The organism is Paraburkholderia sp. NPDC080076, from assembly GCF_050281145.1.
Classification (GTDB): Bacteria; Pseudomonadota; Gammaproteobacteria; order Burkholderiales; family Burkholderiaceae; genus Paraburkholderia.
The window spans coordinates 78,392-98,987 of sequence record NZ_JBNNWQ010000008.1 but is presented as its reverse complement, the minus strand read 5'-3'; the positions used below and the strand labels follow the sequence as shown (position 1 = coordinate 98,987).

Annotated in this window: 15 protein-coding genes and 1 pseudogene; 7 read left to right on the top strand and 9 right to left on the bottom strand. The window is 63.3% G+C overall.

The annotated features are described in order from the left end of the window. The first annotated feature begins 15 nt into the window (after positions 1 to 15). Both ACQKRQ_RS28180 and ACQKRQ_RS28175 read left to right on the top strand, forming a co-directional pair. The gene (locus tag ACQKRQ_RS28180) at positions 16 to 669 is read left to right on the top strand and encodes an ABC transporter permease (RefSeq protein WP_408177628.1); all 654 of its coding nucleotides are present in this window, start codon (positions 16 to 18) and stop codon (positions 667 to 669) included. Then, positions 666 to 1,868 (top strand): betaine/proline/choline family ABC transporter ATP-binding protein, encoded by a 1,203-nt coding sequence (locus ACQKRQ_RS28175; RefSeq protein ID WP_132383468.1) that lies wholly within the window; start codon positions 666 to 668, stop codon positions 1,866 to 1,868. Before ACQKRQ_RS28180 ends, ACQKRQ_RS28175 begins: the two co-directional genes overlap by 4 nt. 10 nt (positions 1,869 to 1,878) lie before the next feature. Here ACQKRQ_RS28175 and ACQKRQ_RS28170 read toward each other — a convergent pair whose 3' ends face one another. Both ACQKRQ_RS28170 and ACQKRQ_RS28165 read right to left on the bottom strand, forming a co-directional pair. Then, positions 1,879 to 2,868 carry a LysR family transcriptional regulator gene (locus ACQKRQ_RS28170; RefSeq protein ID WP_427480972.1) on the bottom strand — a complete coding sequence of 330 codons (990 nt, stop codon included), beginning with the start codon at positions 2,866 to 2,868 and terminating at the stop codon, positions 1,879 to 1,881. Next, entirely contained in the window at positions 2,865 to 4,289 is a 1,425-nt protein-coding gene (locus ACQKRQ_RS28165; protein ID WP_427480971.1) for an MFS transporter, read from the bottom strand. Before ACQKRQ_RS28165 ends, ACQKRQ_RS28170 begins: the two co-directional genes overlap by 4 nt. 65 nt (positions 4,290 to 4,354) lie before the next feature. On the opposite strand from ACQKRQ_RS28165, the gene ACQKRQ_RS28160 reads away from it, so the two are divergent. From ACQKRQ_RS28160 to ACQKRQ_RS28145, 4 genes are all read left to right on the top strand, one after another. Beyond that, positions 4,355 to 5,041: a helix-turn-helix transcriptional regulator gene (locus ACQKRQ_RS28160; protein ID WP_427480970.1), complete on the top strand. Its 687-nt coding sequence runs from the start codon at positions 4,355 to 4,357 to the stop codon at positions 5,039 to 5,041. Between the two features lie 212 nt (positions 5,042 to 5,253). Further along, the gene (locus tag ACQKRQ_RS28155; protein WP_427480969.1) at positions 5,254 to 7,437 is read left to right on the top strand and encodes a hypothetical protein; all 2,184 of its coding nucleotides are present in this window, start codon (positions 5,254 to 5,256) and stop codon (positions 7,435 to 7,437) included. A 110-nt stretch (positions 7,438 to 7,547) separates the two neighbouring features. Continuing rightward, positions 7,548 to 7,805: a hypothetical protein gene (locus tag ACQKRQ_RS28150; protein WP_132383474.1), complete on the top strand. Its 258-nt coding sequence runs from the start codon at positions 7,548 to 7,550 to the stop codon at positions 7,803 to 7,805. A 190-nt stretch (positions 7,806 to 7,995) separates the two neighbouring features. Then, entirely contained in the window at positions 7,996 to 8,595 is a 600-nt protein-coding gene (locus ACQKRQ_RS28145) for a LysE family translocator (protein ID WP_408177633.1), read from the top strand. Positions 8,596 to 8,615: 20 nt separating this feature from the next. On the opposite strand, the gene ACQKRQ_RS28140 is transcribed toward ACQKRQ_RS28145, so the two are convergent. From ACQKRQ_RS28140 to ACQKRQ_RS28110, 7 genes are all read right to left on the bottom strand, one after another. Then, a complete protein-coding gene (locus ACQKRQ_RS28140; RefSeq protein ID WP_427480968.1) occupies positions 8,616 to 9,851 on the bottom strand; it encodes a winged helix-turn-helix domain-containing protein in 1,236 nt (411 codons plus the stop codon). A 97-nt stretch (positions 9,852 to 9,948) separates the two neighbouring features. Beyond that, a complete protein-coding gene (locus tag ACQKRQ_RS28135; protein WP_132383480.1) occupies positions 9,949 to 10,227 on the bottom strand; it encodes a hypothetical protein in 279 nt (92 codons plus the stop codon). A gap of 141 nt (positions 10,228 to 10,368) precedes the next feature. Beyond that, complete coding sequence (locus ACQKRQ_RS28130; RefSeq protein ID WP_132383482.1) at positions 10,369 to 12,099, bottom strand: FAD-dependent oxidoreductase; 1,731 nt, start codon at positions 12,097 to 12,099, stop codon at positions 10,369 to 10,371. 90 nt (positions 12,100 to 12,189) lie between these two features. After that, a complete protein-coding gene (locus ACQKRQ_RS28125; protein WP_408431266.1) occupies positions 12,190 to 13,182 on the bottom strand; it encodes a DedA family protein/thiosulfate sulfurtransferase GlpE in 993 nt (330 codons plus the stop codon). Positions 13,183 to 13,523: 341 nt separating this feature from the next. Continuing rightward, positions 13,524 to 13,775 carry a hypothetical protein gene (locus ACQKRQ_RS28120; RefSeq protein ID WP_007178686.1) on the bottom strand — a complete coding sequence of 84 codons (252 nt, stop codon included), beginning with the start codon at positions 13,773 to 13,775 and terminating at the stop codon, positions 13,524 to 13,526. Between the two features lie 319 nt (positions 13,776 to 14,094). Next, positions 14,095 to 14,667 carry a DinB family protein gene (locus ACQKRQ_RS28115; protein ID WP_427480967.1) on the bottom strand — a complete coding sequence of 191 codons (573 nt, stop codon included), beginning with the start codon at positions 14,665 to 14,667 and terminating at the stop codon, positions 14,095 to 14,097. Positions 14,668 to 15,069: 402 nt separating this feature from the next. Further along, positions 15,070 to 16,770: a methyl-accepting chemotaxis protein gene (locus ACQKRQ_RS28110; protein WP_427480966.1), complete on the bottom strand. Its 1,701-nt coding sequence runs from the start codon at positions 16,768 to 16,770 to the stop codon at positions 15,070 to 15,072. Between the two features lie 299 nt (positions 16,771 to 17,069). Between ACQKRQ_RS28110 and ACQKRQ_RS28105 the strand changes: the two are divergent. After that, a pseudogene (locus ACQKRQ_RS28105) lies at positions 17,070 to 20,589 on the top strand (ATP-binding protein). The last annotated feature ends 7 nt before the right edge of the window (positions 20,590 to 20,596 follow it).

The window sequence follows — 20,596 nt, the reverse complement described above, 5'->3', positions numbered from 1 at the left end:
GCGGAGATCTTCTTTATGACTGTATTCGACTATCTATCGGCCAACTGGCCTGAATTGCTGCAACTCACCGCGCAACACGTGTGGCTGGTGGGAATCGCGGTGGGTTGCGCGATTGCCGTCGGCGTACCCTTGGGTATCCTGATCAATCGGCACGAGTGGCTCGCCGCGCCGCTGCTGAGCATTGCGACGGTGGTGCTGACCTTGCCGTCCATCGCACTGTTCGGCTTGATGATTCCGGTGTTCTCGCGCTTCGGCCAGGGCATCGGCGCAGTGCCGGCGATCACCGCCGTGTTCCTCTATTCGCTGCTGCCGATCATGCGCAACACCTACCTCGCGCTGCGCAATGTCGACGCCGGCATCAAGGAAGCCGGCATCGGTATCGGCATGACGGTGTGGCAACGGCTGCGGCTCGTCGATTTGCCGCTCGCCGTGCCGGTGATTCTCGGCGGCGTGCGCACGGCCGTGGTGATGAACATCGGCGTGATGACGATCGCCGCGGTGATCGGCGCGGGCGGTCTCGGCACGCTGATCATCCGCGCGATCGGCCAGAGCAACATGATGAAACTGTTGGTGGGCGCCGTGCTCGTGAGCTTGCTCGCGATCGTCGCCGACCTGCTGCTGCAAGCGCTGCAACGCTTGCTGACCCCGAAGGGAGTACAAAAGACATGATCGAACTCGACAAACTGACCAAGACGTTTACGCAGAAGGACGGCCAGCAGGTGAAGGCCGTCGACTCGGTGAGCCTGACTGTCGGCGAAGGCGAAATCTGCGTGTTTCTCGGCCCGTCGGGCTGCGGCAAGACCACCACGTTGAAGATGATCAACCGTCTGATCGCGCCGACTTCGGGCCGCGTGCTGATCAACGGCGAGGACACTTCAGGTCTGAACGAAGTCGAATTGCGCCGCCACATCGGCTACGTGATCCAGCAGATCGGCCTGTTTCCGAACATGACGATCGAGGAGAACATCACGGTCGTGCCGCGCCTGCTCGGCTGGGACAAGAAGCGTTGCCGCGAACGGGCCACGGAGTTGATGTCGATGGTCGCGCTCGATCCGAAGCAGTATCTGAAGCGGTATCCGCGTGAACTTTCGGGCGGCCAGCAACAGCGTATCGGCGTGATTCGCGCATTGGCCGCCGATCCGCCGGTGCTGCTGATGGACGAGCCGTTCGGCGCGGTCGACCCGATCAATCGCGAGTCGATTCAGAACGAGTTCTTCCAGATGCAGCGTCAGCTGAACAAGACGGTGATCATGGTGAGCCATGACATCGACGAGGCGATCAAGCTTGGCGACCGCGTCGCCGTATTCCGCCGGGGTCAACTGGTGCAATACGATCATCCGGATACGCTGCTGGCGCATCCGCGCGACGAGTTCGTCGGTGCGTTCGTCGGTCAGGACAGCACGTTGAAACGCCTCTTGCTAGTGAAGGCCGGCGACGCCGCCACCCAGCCGGAAACCGCGCATGCCGACATGCCGGTCGCGCGCGCATTCCAGATGATGGACGACAGCGACAGCCGCTATCTGACCATCGTCGATGGCAAGCAGCAGGCGCTCGGCTATGTGACGCGCCGCTCGGCGCGCGCGGGCCAGGGTGTGTGCGGCGATCATCTGACTGCGTTCAAGGCGACGGTCAGCGCGGACGAGCATCTGCGCATCGTGCTGTCGAAGATGTACCAGTTCAATTCGTCATGGATGCCGGTGCTGGATGGCGACGGCCGTTATGTCGGCGAAGTCACGCAGGATTCAATTGCGGACTATCTGAGCTCGGGCCGCTCACGTCGGCAGACGGGTCAGCCGGCGATCGTGTCGCCTGCTGTCGCCGCGGCGGAAGCGGCGGCCGCGCAAGCTGCGGCCGCTGAGCACGTTTGATATTGGGTAGTCAACAAAACGGCGTGAGCGCGGCGTCGCGAGTCGAATCGAGCACCGGCCACGGCGATGAATCGGCCGGCGGCGCGGTGGCCGTTCTCACCATGCCAGGCGCGCTTTCGAATATCTCGACGAGCCAGTCGACGAAAGCGCGCACGCGTGGCGAAATCTGGCGGCTCTTCACATACGTCACCGAAACGGGCACCGGTGCGGGCCTGCACTTCGGCAACACTTCGACCAACTTTCCCGACGCAAGGTACGGCGCGGCAACCGCGTGCCCAGGCTGAATCAAGCCGAGGCCTTCGAGTCCGCAGGCGAGGTAAGTGTGTTCGTCGTTCACCTGGATGAAGCTGTCCAGTTTCACCTTGCTCGCTCGCGCCGCCACGCTGAAGTCGAAGTCCATGCGGCGGCCGGTTTGCGTCGACAGCCAGTGCACGGCGACGTGATCCGAGAGATCGTCGAGATGGCGCGGCTCGCCGAATCGTGCGAGATACGCAGGGCTCGCGCAGGTCACGCGTTCGATCGAACCGAGCCGGCGCGCGAGCAGGCGTGAGTCCGGTAACTCGCCTAACTCGATGCTGCAATCCACACTCTCCCCAAGATCGAGCGAGCGATGATGCACGCCGAGCGCCAGTTCCACATGCGGATGCTGCGCATGAAACGAGGCCAATGCAGGTACCACGATCGACGCCGCAATCATTCCCGGCATGGCCACGCGCAAGCGGCCGCGCAAATTTTCAGGCTGGTTGAAAAGACCCGATTCGACTTCTTCGATCGCCGCGAGAATTTGCGCGCAGCGTTCGTAATAGGCGGCGCCTTCGGCGGTCAGCGTGACTTTGCGCGTCGTGCGCACCAGCAGTTGCACACCGAGCAGCGACTCGAGCGCCTGCACGGTGGTCGTCGCGGTGGCACGCGGAACTTCGAGCGATTCCGCGGCGCGCGTAAAGCTGCTCGTATCGACGATGCGTACGAAAATCCGCATGGCCTGCACGCGATCTATCACGATGCTTCTCCGGTTGAGCGCGGCTGCTGGCGTATCAATCCCGCCGCGAGCAACGGCGCAATCGCAAAGATCGCGAACAGCCATGCGGCGGTCTGTTGCGCGCCGCGCTGCGCGGGCAGCGTGGTGAGACCCGCGCCGTTCGCGACGAGGCCGGCGAGCGCCGAACCGAGCGCCATCGCGAAGAGTTGAATGGTGGTGATAGAGAGCGATGCGAGGTTCTCCTCGCCGGATTGCGCGGCGGTGAACACACGTGTCAGCAGATGCGGCCAGCCGATTCCGACACCCAGTCCAACGCTGACGAGCGCCGCGCACAGTGTCAGCGTTCCGCCTGCGCTGTCGAACAGGTCGGCTTGCGGCATCAGCCACGCGAGCGCGGCGAGACCGAGCGCTTCGATGACCGGACCCGCGCGGCTCAAGCGTTGCGCGGCGACGGCGGAACGTCCGGCGCTGAACACCGATCCGCACGACCAGCCGGCCGCCATCAACGCGGTCAGATAGCCGGCCGCGAGCGGCGAGCGGCCATGAATCGTCTGCAAGAAATACGGCACGAAGATTTCACTGGTCACGCCGATGCCGAGCAGGCTCATGCACGCATAAATGCTGCCGATGCGCGTGCGAATCGAATACGACCCGCTCGGCAATAAGCGCGTGCGCGTGCTGTCGCGTTCGAGTCTCGCAAGCAGCCAGACGATGCCGAGGCCAACTGCGACGCCGATGGCGTTCCACACAATGTTCTCGCTCAAGGCGGCAAGCGAAATCACCAGAACAGATGCGCTGAGCAGCACGACCTTGAGCAACGGAACGGGCGCCGCCGCGCCGGTCGCGTGCTTGCCGTCCACCTCGCGATGCACGATCACGGCGAGCAGCAAGATGGCCGGCAGCAAGACCCAGAACGCGAGCCGCCAGTCGCCGAGTTCCGCGAAGACGCCGCCGAGCGCGGGCCCGCACAACGTGGCGACGCCCCACATGCCCGACACCAGTCCCATCGCGCGAGGCCACAGGCGCTCTTCGAACACGACGCGAATCAGCGCATAGCTGAGTGCGAGCAGTATGCCGCCGCCGAGACCTTGCAGCGTGCGCCCGGCCAGCATCCACGGCATGGACGGTGCGCTCGCGCAGACGACAGTGCCCAATGCGAATACGGCGAGCGCGCTGAAGTACGCGGCGCGCGCGCCGAGCACCGCAAGCAGACGCACCGACAACACCGAACCCAGAATCGACGCGACCACGAATAGCGTGGTGTTCCACGCATACAGTTCGAGTCCGCCGATCTCGTGCACGACTGAGGGCAGGATCGTCGTCGCGACATAGACGGTGGTGGCGTGCAGCGCGACGCCGCCGGCCAGCCCCAACGCCCGCCAGCCGTTGCTGCCACTGAGAAGATCGCTCCATGCGGGCGCATTCGATTGCAGATTTTTCATGTCGTGGACAGCCGTGCAAGGCTGGCTTATTATCCAAGTATTGGCTTGGATAATAATGGCACTCAATGAGATATGCAAACGAAAGCTTGGAAAATTCACCGGGCGTCGCGTCCGCTGCGACGACAGCCGCGCCGGTGGATCGCATCCTGAATCTGTTGAAGGTGCAGGGGCCGTTGTCGACGGCGTCGATCGCGAGTGAACTCGGCATCACTGTCGAGGCGGCGCGCCAGCAGATCCAGAAACTGCTGAGCGGCGGATTGATAGAAGGACGTCAGGCTTCGCAAGCGGGACCTGGGCGGCCGAGTCAAAGCTGGGCTTTGACGGAAGCGGGCAACGCGCGTTTTCCCGACACACATCCGCAATTGACGGTGCAACTGCTCGGGTCGATACGTCAGCTATTCGGCGAAGCGGGACTCGACAAGTTGATCGACCAGCGGGCCGTTGAAACGCGCGCGAATTATCTGGCGGCGCTCAAGCCGGTCAAAGGCCTCAAGGCGCGGCTCGCGAAGCTGGCGGAGATTCGCAGCGCCGAGGGTTACATGGCGGAGTTGCACAAAGACGGACGCGACTGGCTGCTGCTAGAAAACCATTGCCCGATTTGCGCGGCGGCGCGAACCTGCCAGGGATTTTGCCGCACGGAGTTGCAACTCTTCGCGGAGATTGTCGGCGAAGACGGTTCGATTGAACGCGAGGAGCATGTGCTGGCAGGCGCGCGTCGGTGCGCTTATCGCATCCACGTAAATAGCAAATAGCACCGCATTTGTGCGCAGGCTTATGCGCTTCGAATTGTTTGTACAATTCAACATTTAATGCGAATTTTTTATCAATATATTTCCGATTTTTCTATGCGAGGATAAAAAGCCAACATTTACGCGGGCGCGATTGCCTATCCGTCCGCACGCCTGCGGATGTGCGCCGGACACGCCGACCCTGCGCGCTTCGCACCTTGCAAGGAAATACCGTCGTGACATTGTTCTCTCGCCTAGGCGTGGCCGTTGTTATCTTGCACAGTCTTATCCCGCTGAATGCGTCCGCGCAATCGCAACTCAATTACACCACTTCATGGATCGGTAATAGCTTTGGTTTCGGCGACGGCAAATGGATGCAGCAGGATATCCAGGCCATCAGCGTCGGCGCCGACGGCACCGTTTACACCAACGCGCCGTGGGACGAAAGCGGCAGTGAAATCGCCGCCTACCGCGCGGGCGACAAGATCGCCGTCGCCGGTTCGACGCATGGCTGGGGCGCAGCCGGTGGCGACGCGGTCGCGGTCAATCACACGTACCTGTATGCCGCGATGTCGATCGGCAACGAGAGCAACGCCCTGGTCGGCGCGGATTATCCGGCAGCCAACCTGACCTGGTACGGCATCACGCGCCGCACGCTCGCCAATCTGGCGACTGGCGCGCCGTTCAGCGGCGGTATTGGCAATAGCGCCAATGCGACGAAGAACAGTTTTCTGCCGCTCGAGACGGTAGCGACCGGCAACGACGCGAGCATTCGCGGCATGGCCGCCACCGACAGCGAACTGTATGTGGCCGACACCTACGCCAACCGGATCGTCGTGTTCGACGCGAATTCGATGCAGCGCTTGCGCACGTGGAACGTGACATCGCCGGGGCGCATTGCGGTGGATACCGATTCGACGCTGTGGGTGATGAGCGGTGTCTCTTCTGGAAGCCTAACGATTCAGCACTATGCTGCGAACGGCACTGCGCTCGCCAGTACATTGACGCTGCCGGCGGGCGCGGTGCCGGCTGATATCGCGGTCACGCCGGCGGGTCAAATCCTCGTCGCGGACAACGGTCCGTCGCAACAGATTCTTGTCTTCAACAAAGACGCCAACGGTCAACCGCAAGCCGCCGCCGCGATCGGCACGCGCAACGGCATCTTTCACGCGGTCAAGGGGCTGCCCGGCAATTGGCGTTTCAACGGCATGACGGGCATCGGCGTCGATCCCGCGGGCAATCTGTACGTCGCGCAGAACGGCGAAGGGCCGCGACCGGTCGGATCGGCATCGGTTGGACAAGGCGCGGTGCTCGAAAGCTATGTGTACAGTTCGCACGCCCTCAATTGGCGCTTGTACGGCCTGACGTTCGTCGATAGCGCGGCGTTCGATCCCGCCACGCCCAATTCGGTCTACACAGGCTCGAAGCGCTTCACGCTCGATTACAGCCAACCCGTCGGCCACGAATGGTCGTACGCGGGTTTCACGCTCGATCGTTTCGACTATCCGGACGACCCCACTTTTCACGAGCCGCGCGGCGTGCGTGGCGAGCCGATGGTGCGTCGAATCAATGGCCAGCCGTTTCTCTACACGCTCGATCCGGGCGCGCATTATCTGAACGTGTACCGCTTCGATGCCGCGCACGGTGAAATGGCGATTCCGTCGGGCCTGCTCGCGCAAAATCCGCTGCCGGGCACATGGCCCGCGGCGCAGCCCACGTATGGCGAATGGCTATGGCGCGACAGCAATGGCAACGGCAGCGTCGACGCCAGCGAGATCAGCAGCAATCCGTCCTCCGGCAGCACCGTCGGCAACGGCTTCTGGTGGGTCGACACGCCGGGCAATGTCTGGCTCGCCACGCCGTTGAGCGGCATCCGCGAAATGCCGCTGCAAGGCCTCGATTCCGCGGGCAATCCGATCTACACATACGCCAGCTCGAAGATGTTCGCGATGCCGCAGCCGTTCACGCGGATAGCGCGGATCGTCTATATCGCGGCGACCGACACCATGTACATCTCCGGCTTCACCAGCGCGATTCCATGGGATGCGACGCATTGGAAAGAGGCCGGCCCGGTGCTCGCGCGTTATGACAACTGGAGTTCCGGCACGCCGACGCAGCAGTACACGATTTCGCTGCCCTGGAACACACAAAGCAATCCGCAAACGACGACCGTGGGCGTCGCGGTGGCGGGCAATTACATCTTCGTGGCCGAGCTGTACACCCAGAAGGTGGATGTGTACGACGCGCGCACCGGCCAGGCCGTCGGCTATATGACGCCGGGCGCGAGCGTCGGCAACACGAGCGGCTGGGTGGACGTGTATCTTGGCATCAGCGCGGCGCAACGCGACAATGGCGAGTATGTCGTCCTGCTCGAAGACGACGCCCGCGCAAAAATTCTGATGTATCGATGGACGCCTTAAAGCCGATCGCGTTCGCCCCGTTCACGAATGGACGGCAACGCACGATCGGTATATAACAACATGAAAGGATGGCTTGTTCACCGCTGCATCAACAGGAGCGAAGTTTCATCATGACGCAAGACGTAACGCCTAAGCCACCCACGGGCGACCGGCCCGATCTGGAAAACCTCGACGCAGCGCTCAGTCACGTGGATCAGCAGGTATCGTCGGGCAGCATTGCATCCGGCGCCGCGAAGGGCATCCTGTATAGCCTGATCGAAACGCTCGGCACGTTTGTCGGCGATCCCGATCTGCCGGAGCATGCACGTTCGGGTTACGAAGGGCTGCTGGAAGCCGCTCGCGAGCTGCGCGCGAGGCTGGATCACTAAAGGCGATGGCGCGTTGCCGGTCGGCGGCGCGATTCGCATTGGCATGCATGCCGATGTCGAACGGCCGTTGCTTCTGTTTGGGGTGACGGCATAACGCGGCTGCGATTCATCATCGCATTCGGCCGCTGCATTTCGGCGCCGCCGCTGTCTATGATAAAAAGGCGCACTGTCTCCAACATTGCGCCTTTTTATGCTCTCTGCGTCTGCTATCGCGCTGCTGGCCGTCGGCATTGTCGTCGTGCTGATCACGCCCGGCCCTACCAATACACTGCTTGCCGCGGCCGGCTTGCGCCAGGGTGTGCGGCGCTCACTGCCGCTGATCGCCGCCGAACTAGGCGGCTATCTCGTCTCGATCTCCGTGTGGGGGCATTTCCTCGTACAAGCGGCTCATGCGCTGCCCTGGCTACCCTCGGTGTTACGCGTTGCGGCCGGCTTGTACATCGCCTATCTCGCCGTCGACATGTGGCGCGCGGCAGTCGCCTTGCCCGACTCGGCGCAGCGGGCGAGCGGCATGCGCACGTTGTTCGTGGCGACGCTGCTCAATCCAAAAGGCTTGCTGTTCGCCGGCACGATCTTTCCGGCTGTCGCTTTCGCGCACCTGCCGGCCTACGCCTTTTCGATGCTGATGTTCGCGTGCCTGCTGGTGCCGATCGCGCTCGCGTGGATCGCGTTCGGCGCGGCGCTCGGCAGCGGCAGGCTCACCTGGCTCAATCCGGTGAAGATGCAACGTGGCGCTTCGATCGTGCTCGGCGTATTTTCCTTGTCGCTTGCGTGGGCGGCACTGCATTGAGTGCGGCGCTGATCGGGCGTTCAGGCGGCCACGCTATCGCCCAAGGCGTCGTCGACCATTAACGCGTCGAGCCATTCCGGCGGCGCGGACGTGATTTGTAGTTGCGGCGTGCCGTGCCAATCCGCGCAGCGTTGCAACGCGCGGCGCAGATCGCCGGCGAGACGGGCGCTCAGACGCACGCCCGGTTCGATGTGCAGCGACTTCAGTTCGAACACGCCTTGGGTCCGGTGCGCTTTCGCATCCACGCGGCCGACCAGACGCCCACGGCTCAGCAGCGGCAATACGAAGTAACCATATTTGCGCTTCGCCGCTGGCGTATAGCATTCGATCGCGTAGTCGAAGTCGAACAGCGCCGCCGCGCGCTTGCGATCCCACACCACCGGATCGAACGGCGACAACACGGTAGTGACCGTCGACGAGAGCTTGCCGCTCGCGGCATCGTCGAGTATCGCGGCGAAGTCTCGATGCACGAACGTGTCCTGCTTCCAGCCTTCCACCTGCACCGGAATCAGTTCGCCCTGGTCGGCGAGCGCATGCAGTTCGTCGCGGTACGGGCGTCGTGGCAGCCGGTAGTAGTCGGCGACCCAATCGGCGCGCGCGACACCGAGCGCACGGCAGGTGCGGCGTAACACGGCTTCGGTCACGGTGTGCGCGGGCGGCAGATCGCGCGCGTCGTCCCAATCCGGCAGCACGCGCTCGGTCAGATCGTAGACGCGGTGAAAATTGCGCCGCTCGGCCACCATCAATTGACCGATCGCGAACAGCACTTCCAGATGGCGTTTCTCCGGCTTCCAGTCCCACCAGCCGTTGCTCTTGCCCGCCTCGCGGGCAAAATCCGCGGAGCGCACGGGACCACTCGCGCGAATCTGCGCGAGCAGCTTCTCAATGTCCTTGCGATATTTCTTGTGCCACTCGGCCGCGTATTTCCAGCCCATGCCGCTCGGATCGAGCATGCGATGGCGCAGCAGGCCGTAATCTTCGATCGGCACGAAACAGGCTTCATGCGACCAGTACTCGAACAGCTTGCCTTCGGCGAGATGCTCGTCGAGCCATTGCTGCGGATAGGCGCCGAGCCGGCTGAACAGCACGAGATAGGGGCTGCGCGCGACGACGTGAATCGTGTCGATCTGCAATTGCGCCATGCGGCGGATCGTGTCGAGCACGTCGGCCTTGACGGCTTTGCGGCGCGGCGGTGTCAGCAAACCTTGCGCGGCCAGATGCAGGGTACGGGCGGCGGAAAGCGAAAGATTCTTCACGCGGGCGTCGATCAGTGAGTGACTGCGATGGGGGCGGACACAAGGCCCGGCCTAGATTAGCAACCGCTACTGTAGCGTGAAGCGCCCAAACTTGCCTTTACCACCCGCGGCCGTGATGCCGATCCCAGCCGCGATGACGGCCATGATCGTGGTGCCAGTGGCGGTGGCCGCCGCGATAGTAGTCGTCCCGGTAGCCGTAACCGTAGACCGGTTGGGGCGCATACACGACGGGCGGTGGCGCATAGACCGGCGGCGCTGCGTACACCGGGCCTGGTGTGTTCACGAACACGCCGACGTCCACTCGCGCCGAGGCGGCAGTCGATGCGCAGGCGGCGGCAAGGCCGAAGGCGGCGAAAACGATCGCGCGTTGGAACATGCTTGTCTCCTGTCGAATGGCTGACGACGATATTACGAGACAGAAAGGCAAGCAGGTGCAACCAGTTGAAGGCGTGTGTAACAGCAGGTTACCCGCCGGCGGTTGCAAGGCCGGCGGGCATTTTCAGACCATCGAAATCATTCAGGCGCTCAGCGGGACCGCTTCTCCCGCCGATACCGCCAGCAATTGATGGATCTGCGCGACCACGGCGGCGCCTTCGCCGACGGCCGCCGCTACCCGTTTGGTCGAGCCGGCGCGGGCGTCGCCGATCGCGTACACGCCCTCGACCGTGGTCGCGAGATCGCAGGCCGAGGCGCCGTCGGCACTCGTGCCGGTCAGCACGAAGCCTTTCTCGTCGAGTTCCACGCCGCAGGTACGCAGCCAGTCGGTATTCGGGTCCGCACCGGTGAAAAGGAACAGATGGCGCGTGTCGAAATGATCGGTGCCGTCGGGCAACGGTTTTTTCAGCGCGACCGACGACAAACCGCTTTCGTCCGCATCCAGCCGGCCGATCTCCGAGTTCGGATGCACGAACACATTCGGCAGCGAGCGGATCCGGTCGATCAGGTAGCGCGACATGGTGGCCTCAAAACCGCTGCGCCGGATCAGGACGTGGACCTTGGCCGCATGCGTCGCCAGATAGACGATCGCCTGGCCGGCCGAATTGCCACCGCCCACCAGTACGACTTCCTGGCGTTTGCACAGCTTGGCTTCGACCGGCGACGCCCAGTAGTAAACGCCGCGTCCCTCGAAACGGTCGAGCCCTTCGAGCGCCGGGCGCCGGTAGACCGCACCGCTCGCGATCACAATGGCGCGCGCCGTGATATGCCCGCCGCACTTCAGTTCCAGCCGATGCGGCCGCTCCGCGCAATGCAGCGCCTTCACGTTGACCGGAATCGCGACGTGCGCGCCGAATTTCTGCGCCTGCACGAACGCGCGGCCCGCGAGCGCCTGACCGGAGATGCCGGTCGGAAAGCCGAGGTAGTTCTCGATCCGCGAACTCGCGCCGGCCTGGCCGCCTGGCGCGCGGCTGTCGAGCACGATCACCGACAGGCCTTCGGAGGCCGCGTACACCGCGGTGGCGAGCCCAGCCGGGCCGGCGCCGACAATCGCGACGTCGTACACATGCGCATCGTCGAGATCGGGCAGCAAGCCGAGGCACGTGGCGAGTTCCGGCATGCTCGGGTGACGCAGCACCGAGCCGTCCGGGCAGATCACCAACGGCATGTCTTCTTTTTGCGCGGCGAATTGCTCGATCAGACGCAGCGCGTCTTCGTCGCGTTCGTCGATCACGGAATGCGGATGGCCGTTGCGCGACAGGAAGCCTTGCAGCATGACGAGCCGGGCGTCGCTGCTGTTGCCGATCAGGATTGGCCCGCCCGCGCCCTTTTCGATCAGCGACACGCGCCGCAGAATCAGCGCGCGCATGATGCGCTCGCCGAGTTCCGCTTCGGCGACAATCAGCGCGCGCAGCCGGTCCGGCGGAATCAGCAAGGCTTCCACCGAACCGAGCGCCATGCCGTTGACCAGCGCGGGTCGTCCCGACAATTGACCGACTTCGGCAAGGAAATGCCCGGCGCCATGTTCGTTGATCAGCACTTCGCGTCCAATGCCGTCGCGTTGATAGACCTTCACGCGCCCTTCGAGCACCACGAACATGCCGGGACCGGTGAGACCGGTCTCGAACAACAGCTCACCGGCTTTCCAGTGGCCAATCTCGCCGAACTTGCGCAGACGACCGATTTCCGCGCAGGTGAGCGCGGGGAACATCTGATGCATGCGCGTCGACAGTGACGAAAACGGCGCGTCGGCGACGACGTCCTGCTGTTGCCCTACTGCTTGTTGCACTTCAGCTTCTTGAGTCGAAAGCATTGAACCGCTCCTTCGGTGTTCATTGATGGATCGAACGAGAGGCGAAGCGGCGCGGCGCCCGAAGGCGCGAATCCAGGTGCGCTGCTTGCGCTATACGGCCTTCGGCGCGACGTCGTCGACCGCCACGTCGGGCGGCGGCATGTTGGGCAGCGAGTCCACCGGCTTGCCCGAGTCGCGCCAGGCTTCCATGCCGCCGCGCAGCGGCAGCACATCGGAGAAACCGGCTTCGTTCAATTGCTTGGCCATCCATGCCGCGGAAATCTCATTCGGGCAGGAACAGTAGATCACCAACTTCTGATCGTGCGGATAGGTCGCGACGATCTCGTCGAGCTGCCGCTCGTCGGCGAATTGCGAGCCCGGAATGATGAACGGATCGAGCTTGCGCTTCTCATGCGAACGGATGTCGAACAGCACCGGCGTTTTGCCCGCCTTCACGAGCGAGGCCAGTTCGTCGACTTCGATGCGCGCGGACGCGAGCTTCGAAATCAGCTGGCGCCGGCGCACCCAGCGATACGCGGCATACGCCAGCAGCAGGCCGACGGCGACCAGCGCGGCCGTTCGGCCAAGGCGTCCGGCCATGGCGAACAGCATGTCGATCTGCCTCGCGAACAGCGCGCCGATGATCAGGCCGGTGCCAGACCACAATGCGGCGCCGATGCTGTCGTAGGTGAGGAACGTGCGGTAGCGCGTGCCCATGGCGCCCGCCATTGGGATCGATACGATCGACAGTCCCGGCACGAACTTGGCGACGGCCAGCACGCGCACGCCCCAGCGACCGAAAAAGCGTTCGGTCTTTTTTACGCAGGTGTCACGCGAGAGCGACAGGCGGCAAATCGTTTTCAGCGTATTGCCGCCGTACATACGGCCAGCGAAATACCACGCGCTGTCGCCGATCAGCGTGGCGAATATCGACAGGATGAGCACCGGCGCCAACTGCGTGCCCACGGAACCGGGATGCATGGCCGCCATCGCCCCGAACAGCACGAGCGACGGCATCGCCGGAACCGGCAGTCCGATCGAGGCGGCGAGCACGTTCACGAAGACGAGCGCCGGCCCATATTGCTCGACGAGATCATGTAGCATCGGCTTACATCCGCAGCCCTTTCGGGCGCGGCGCAGGTAGGAAATGCAAAGGAGAATGCAAGGATTATGGACGCATTTTCAAGACGTGCAAACGCCCTGAAAAGAAGCCCTTTACTTGGGTGTGGAATGCGCAATCTCAAGCACACTCAACCACTTGAATGACGCATTAGCAGCGCGACTTGAACAAAACAAGAAAGGCGTGAATGTCGTGCGGTGTTGCTAAAGCGGAAATAATGCCCGATGGAAGCCCGTAGACGACCGCACAGCAAGCAATTAGAGAACGGTGATGCTAAAGCGTCACGCGGCATTCACACTGAAAGTGCAATGCCGCGTGACGAATTTCATTGACGATGATTGTGCTGTTCGCCGGGCAATTCCGCGCCGTGCGCGCGAATCGCGGCAATCAGTTCGGCTGGCGTGATTTCGTAGCGCACTTCGCGGTGAATGCCTGGCTTGCGCTCATCGACTTCGATCAAAAGAATGCCTTTGCCGTCTTCTGTCGATTCGAGGCGCAGCGAGCGAAGTTCGCGCGCCGTTGCGTCGTCGTATTCGGTGAGCAGGGCCATTGACCCGGAAGACCCGGTAGTGCGCATCGAAGTTGTCCTCGTTCCGTTGTTGATCGAACCATTGTACGGGCAGGATGGTGCGGCGTCTGTCTCGCCACCGTCACGCTTCACGTTGTTGCCGGCGCAGTTGCCTGCGTGCCGCACGCCGCCAAGCGCGTTGACTGGCGCGGCCCGCCGGGCAGCGCGTGTCGTGACGTCCCGCCGTGACAACCAGTTTAACGCGACTCTCGGCAACGACGGATGCATTTTTCGTGCCCCGTGACGGTGCGATTCTTCTCCATGACTGTCACGCTGTTGACGCGCGCTCCAGTTAGGGGAAATGGGCCGGGCGCGGCGTACGTCGCGGCTAGCGCATCTTGTCCAGATCGCTGAGTTCAGCAACGCGCAGCGGTGCGTCGGCGGCGAGGAAAAACTCGTCGAGCTGCGGCGGGGCGGCCGCTGTGCCGCTCAGCATCGCGTGAACTTGCCCGCGATGATGGATCTGATGGACGAACACATGCGGCAGCACGCTGCCGATCTTCTCGCGTTGCACCCCGACCGGCGGACCGCGGTCGATCTGGACTTCGCGTTGCAGATCGTCGTCGGTAAGCGATTCGCAGAAGGCGAGCAGTTGCTGATCGCTCCGCGCTTGTGCATCCCACAGGTCGGCTGCGCGCGGATAGGGCAATTCGTTATCGAAAATGGTGAGGCCTGCGCCGCCGCCGATCAGCGCATCGAAGTAGTAGCGGTCCACCAGAAGGATGTGATTCAACGTGAGCTGTAACGATGGGAAGAAGCTCACCCTGCGCTCGGCGAACGCTTCGTCGGTCAAGGTGAGGCAGGCGCGGTAGAGGCGCAGGTTCGACCAGGCGTTGTTGCGCGCCATGGCGGTGAGGTGCGAAGACAGCGGATTGACGCGTGGCGAGTCGGAAGGGGTCACGTCGGCCTCCGGTAGCGGGAATCGGCATGAGAGTGCGCTTGCGCGTCGCCGTGATCGCACGCGTGGCGCGAGAATGGAAACGCTGCCTGTCTAGCGTAGCATCGCTTCGCGCGAGGCAATCGACGTGTGGCGCGTTCGTGAAGACGCGTTCCCGTATTCCCTCACCGTTCGCTTTGTCTGCTGGACGGGTGGCAATAAATGATCGAGGACAAAACCTCAACAATCCTCAACAGCGCAAGCACCGCAGCCAGTCCACAAAAAAATAGGCCCGTCCACGGAGAGGGCGGGCCGCTAAACGCCGTTGTTACTCGGGTCAGCCTGCCCTTGCAAATAACTGGGCGCTGACGCTGCCATCGTGCTGCGTCAATACTGGACTGTCGAGGTGGGGGTAACGCCGATCTATCAGATCAATTCGGCTTCTTCCTGCTCGACATCGTGTGTGGTGACTGGCGCACGGTGTCGGTTGATCTCGGGCGCCGACGTTTGCGCTGCATCAGCGGCGAACGCTCGACGCTTCGTGTCGGCGGCGCGTTGCGCCGGCGCTGCGTCGGCGACGGTGAACAGGCGCACCGCTTCATCCAGCACGTCCGCCTGTTCCGCCAGACGCTGCGCGGTGGCCGCCGCCTGCTCGACGAGCGCTGCGTTCTGCTGCGTGGCGCCGTCCAGATGCGAGACCGCCTGATTGACCTGGCGAATGCCTTCCGCCTGTTCGCTGCTCTCATTCGCCACGTCGACGATGATCGACGACACGCGCCCCACCGCCTCGTCGATCACGCGCATCTGCGACGTTGTCCGCGCAACCAGTTCGGTGCCGGCCGCGACTTCGGTGGCACTCGCTTCGACCACCGACTTGATTTCCTTCGACGACGCCGCGCAGCGTTGCGCCAGCATGCGCACTTCGCTCGCGACGACCGCGAACGAGCGGCCTGCTTCGCCCGCGCGCGCCGCTTCGACCGCGGCATTCAGCGCGAGGATGTTGGTCTGGAAGGCGATCCCGTCGATCACGCCGGTAATGTCGGCGATACGTCGCGATGCCGCTGTGATGCCCGCCATGGTCTGCTCGACCTGGCCGGCGATCTTGCCGCCGACCGTCGCCGCCGCCTGGGCGTCTCTTGCCAGATCGAGCGCGCGCACGGTGGCGTCGGCATTGGCTTGCACGGTGGTGGTCAGTTCTTCCATGGTGGCGGCGGTCTCTTCAAGCGACGCCGCTTGCAACTCAGTGCGTCTCGCGAGATCGACATTGCCGCTGGAAATTTCGCGCGCGTTATCGAGCATGCCGGTGATCTGCGCGCGCACGTCGTAGACGATCGCCGCGAGATTTGCCTTCAACTGATTCAGCGCTTGCAGCACGTCGCCGAGGTCGTCGTGGCGCGCGATCTGCAGATCGGCGGTCAGATCGCCGGCGGCGAGACGCGTGGCGAATCCCGACATGTCGCGAATCGGCGCGGCGAGTTGGCGCGTCAGCACCTGCCATGACGCAATGCTGACTGCCGTGGTGACGCCGAATGCCATCCAGAACGGCACAGGCGGCGCGCCTTGCCACGCGGCGAGGCCCGTCAGCAGGAGCGCCAGCGGCGTGATCGCGTAGCCGATTGCCGCACGCGTCGCAACAGGAAGGCGCATGAGCGCCTGCAAACGCCCCAGCACGCCGGTGCGCACCACCACGCCGCGGCGCAACTGCACGCCGCGCGACTCGCCGGTGCGCATGCGCGCGTACAGCGCTTCGGCGGCGCGCACCGCATTGCGTTCCGGTTTCACGCGTACGCTCAAATAGCCGACGACCGCGCCTTTCTCCACCACCGGCGTGACATTGGCATGCACCCAATAGTGATCGCCGTTGTTGCGGCGGTTCTTCACGAGCGCGGTCCAGGGACGGCCGTCGCGGATCGTCGCCCACATGTCGGCGAAGGCTTCGCGCGGCATGTCCGGATGGCGGATCAGGTTGTGCGGCTGGCCGATCAGTTCGTCGCGCGTAAAGCCCGACACGGCGATGAAGGCCGGATTGCAGTACTGGATGCGGCCGGTCAGATCGGTCGCGGATACAAGCATGTGTGACGACGGGAATTCGTACTCGTGCCCGGTGACAGGCTGGTTATTGCGCATGGCTTTCCTTGCTGGTGCTAGCCCGCGCGTGGGCGCGGCGCTTACATGGTTGCAAGGAATATCGGCAATTAACCCCGCGGTCTTGAGGGTTTCCCAGTAAACCACTCAGGTTTAGGCCGGCCTAAGCCGTTAATACAGGGTTGATTGACGCATCGTGGATGGCCGCGTGAAACAGCGCCGGATGCGTCGCGCGATACCTTCAAAAGGTCTACACTGCGCCCGTATAAGGACTGCAGACGCATCTCGTCCCTCGATTTCGCAGCGGTCTGCCTGCGCAAATCTGCCACTCACGCGAGCTGATGCAGAAGATCCTCGACCGTACTCAGGAGTCGTTGGCGCAGGCTTTCGCCACGCTCGCGCAGAACGCGAAACGCCAGCAGCGCCTGTATCTGGCGACGATCGGTTCGCTGATGCTGATCGTGCTGATTTTCGCGCTGGTGCTGGCGGTAGCGGCGGGGCTCAAGCACCTCGAATACCGCCGCACCCTCGAGTCGCAAAATGCCGCCGAAGTTTCCCTGCTCCTGCATCAGGAGGAGTCGTTCCTGCGGCGCGCTGAATTGACGCTCGATTATTACTACGGCGGCGCCGCGGCGCGGAGCGCGCCGGATGCGACACAGCAGGCGATCCTCAAGAGCGGCGTCGCGCGCGGCAAGGTAGACCGGGTGGATGCAGATTTCGACCTGGTGGTCGGCGAAACCACGCGCAACGCGTGGGGCCCGCAACTGGGCGAAAAACTCGGGCGCCTCTACGAATCGGCGCAATCGACGCTCGTGACCCAGCAGGCTTTTGAACTGCGGCAACGGGCGACGCTGATCGGCTTGAACGACGACTATGCGGTGATCCTGCCTTCGCTGGCGCAACCGCTCGTGGGCCAAACTGGCAGCGCCGATCAGGCCGTCACGTCGACGCCGCAACCGGCGATCGTGAGCTTGCTGCGCGAGACGCTCGAACGGCACCTCGAGGCGCAAACCGGCAAGCGCGTGCCGGGGAAAGGCGAGCGCGTCTGGCTGGGACCGTACCGCGATCCGCTGCAGAACCGTCCGGTGATTTCCGCGGTGAGCGCCTACTATCACGGCGACACGCCCACCACGCTGATCAGCATGAACATTCCGCTGGACGTGCTCATATCGAGTATCGCGCCCGCCGACAGCGAGGGCGTGATCCTGCTGATGACGGCGGATCGCCGCATCGCCGTGTCGTCGACGCCGCTCGACATGCCAATCGCCAACCTGCTGCGGCAGGCGGTGGCGGCAACGCCAAGCCACGTCTTTCACTACAGCCCCGAGGGCACAATCTTTCACGAGCCGCTGGGGCCGGGCTTCGGCTTCCTGGTCGGCTACATACCGTGGAGTGCGCTGATCGTCGCACTTGGCTGGCAACTGGGGGTAATTGGCTGCCTGACGGCGCTCACCCTGCTGGCGATTGCACTGATGGCACGCTATTTCGGGCTGCGGTTGTTACGTAATTCGTTTGCGGAAACGTCACGCGCGCTGGAGAGCGAAACGCTCAACCACATTCTCGTCAGTGCGACGCCGGTTGGGTTGTGCATCGTTCGACAGAGTGACTATTCAATCCTGACCGCCAACGCGCTTGCGGCCGAGTTGCTCGGTATCGAGGCCGGCGGCAGCCGGCTTCCGCCGCATGTCGTCGGCGAGTTTCTGGCTCAGGCGCCGGATCAGACGTCGGCCACGGCGATTGCGCGGGTGGCTGCATTCGTCGCGCCCGCGCACCCGGCGCATCAGCATCAGTCTCCGCAGCAGTCGCAAACGGAGCCGCAAACCGCATCGCCATCAGACAAAGGCGGCGGCGCGCCCTCGCGGTTTCTGCAATTCATATACGCGCCCGTTCGTTACGCTGGCGAGAACGTGCTGTTCTGCGCGATTCTCGACGTCACCGCCCAGACCATGCTCGAGCAGCAATTGCGGCATGCACAGCAGACATCCGAGGCGCTGATGCGCGCGCGTACGAATCTCTTCGCCGCGCTGAGTCACGAAATTCGTACGCCGTTGAACGCGCTGCTCGGCAATGTCGAACTATTCGCCCGCACGCCCGGCCTCGAGGCGCATTCGCAACGGTTTGCGACATTGCGTGTTGCAGCAGATGCTCTGCGCCGCGTCGTCAACGACATTCTCGACTTTTCGAAGATCGATGCCGGCGTGATGTGGCTGGTCAGAAAACCGTTTCGTCTCATCGACGAATTCGAAAGCATCGCCCTTTCCTACGCGTCGATGGACGGCGACAGCTCGATCCGTTTCTATGCGTTCCTCTCACCGACCCTCGATCAGACCTTGATCGGCGATCGAATGCGCATCGCGCAGATCGTCAACAACCTGCTTAGCAATGCGTTCAAATTCACCTCGACCGGCAAGATCACGTTGTATGCCGAAGTGATAGACGATTCACCGGATTGCGCGATTTTGACCTGCCAGGTTTCGGATTCGGGCGCTGGCATGAACGAGGAAACGCTGGCGCGGCTTTTCAAACCGTTCGCACAAGGCGAACTGGGTGCATCGCGCGGTGCCGGCGGCACGGGCCTCGGTCTCGCGATCTGCAGACGCTTATGCGAGGCGATGGGCGGCCAGATTGCTGCGGACAGCGTGGCTGGTGTGGGCAGCGCATTTCGTGTATCGATCCCGCTCGCGAAAGCGCCCGTCGATTCGCTCGCGCCGGCGACCGTCCCCGAGCAACGCGGGACGGTGCTCGTCTTGTCCATGGAACGGGAAACAAGCGAGTTGCTGGACCGCTGGCTTCAGCACGCGGGTTGGATGGGACATCTGGTAACCTCGCTGGCCGCCGCGCAACTGTGGCTACGCATGAATGCTCCCCCTGATCTGTTGCTCGTCTCCGGCGAATACGATCTCGAGGTGATTGCCGCGCTGCGTCCGTTGCAGCCGGTCGGCGCCGTGTGGATCACGCGTGGAGGCCCGCATTATCCCGAGGCGCGCGGCGACGGCGTGTTCGAAGTGAGTGAATTCAGCTGGACGGCGATTCTGTCGGCGATCGAACTGGCGCGCGGGGGCACATCCGCAGCGCCGACTCCTGCGCCCGCAATGGCCGATTCGGTGGGAATCCATCCGACGCTGCGAGGTCTCCCAGTCCTCGTCGCGGAACAATCCCTTGATCCAGAATCTAGTTGCCGAACAACTGGTCGAATTGGGGTGCGTGCCCACTATCGCCCCCGACGGCAAGCACGCGCTGAGGTTATTCGAACAGACAGGTTTCGAGGTGGTGCTAACCGACATCCACATGCCGGAGATGGATGGTTACGAACTGCTGGCCGCGCTGCGCAAGCTGCGTGCGACCGTGCAGGTGCTCGCCTTCAGCGCCGTGGCCGAACATGAGGGGGCGCACAACTGGCGCGAGCGCGGCTTTAGCGGATATGTCGCCAAGCCGGCGACGTTGAGCGAGTTGCAAGCGGCGTTGCTGGAGGTGGCACCGGCTTCGGCACCACTGCAGGTGGCTCCGGAGAACGTAGCGCCTGACAAGGCGATGGCTTCCGCTCCCAATGCAGAGAGCACGCTCAGCGCGGACGACAAGGCGCGCTACTCGGCGATGCTCAAGGAGCATTTGCAAAAAGATCTGCCGAAGCTGCTCGCCATCGTCGAAGAGGAAGATGTGCAGGCGTTGGCCGGCTGGGCGCATAGCGCGAGCGGCGCGTTTGTCGTCGTGCAGGAGCCGCAGTTCGTCGACCAATGTCGGCGGTTGCAACGGTTATGCAATGACAGCGGACGCTGGACCACCGAGATGGACGAACTCGCGATCTCGCTGCACGACGCTTTATTGGATCACTACGGACTCGACGAGGAGTCGGCGCATTGACCCGCCA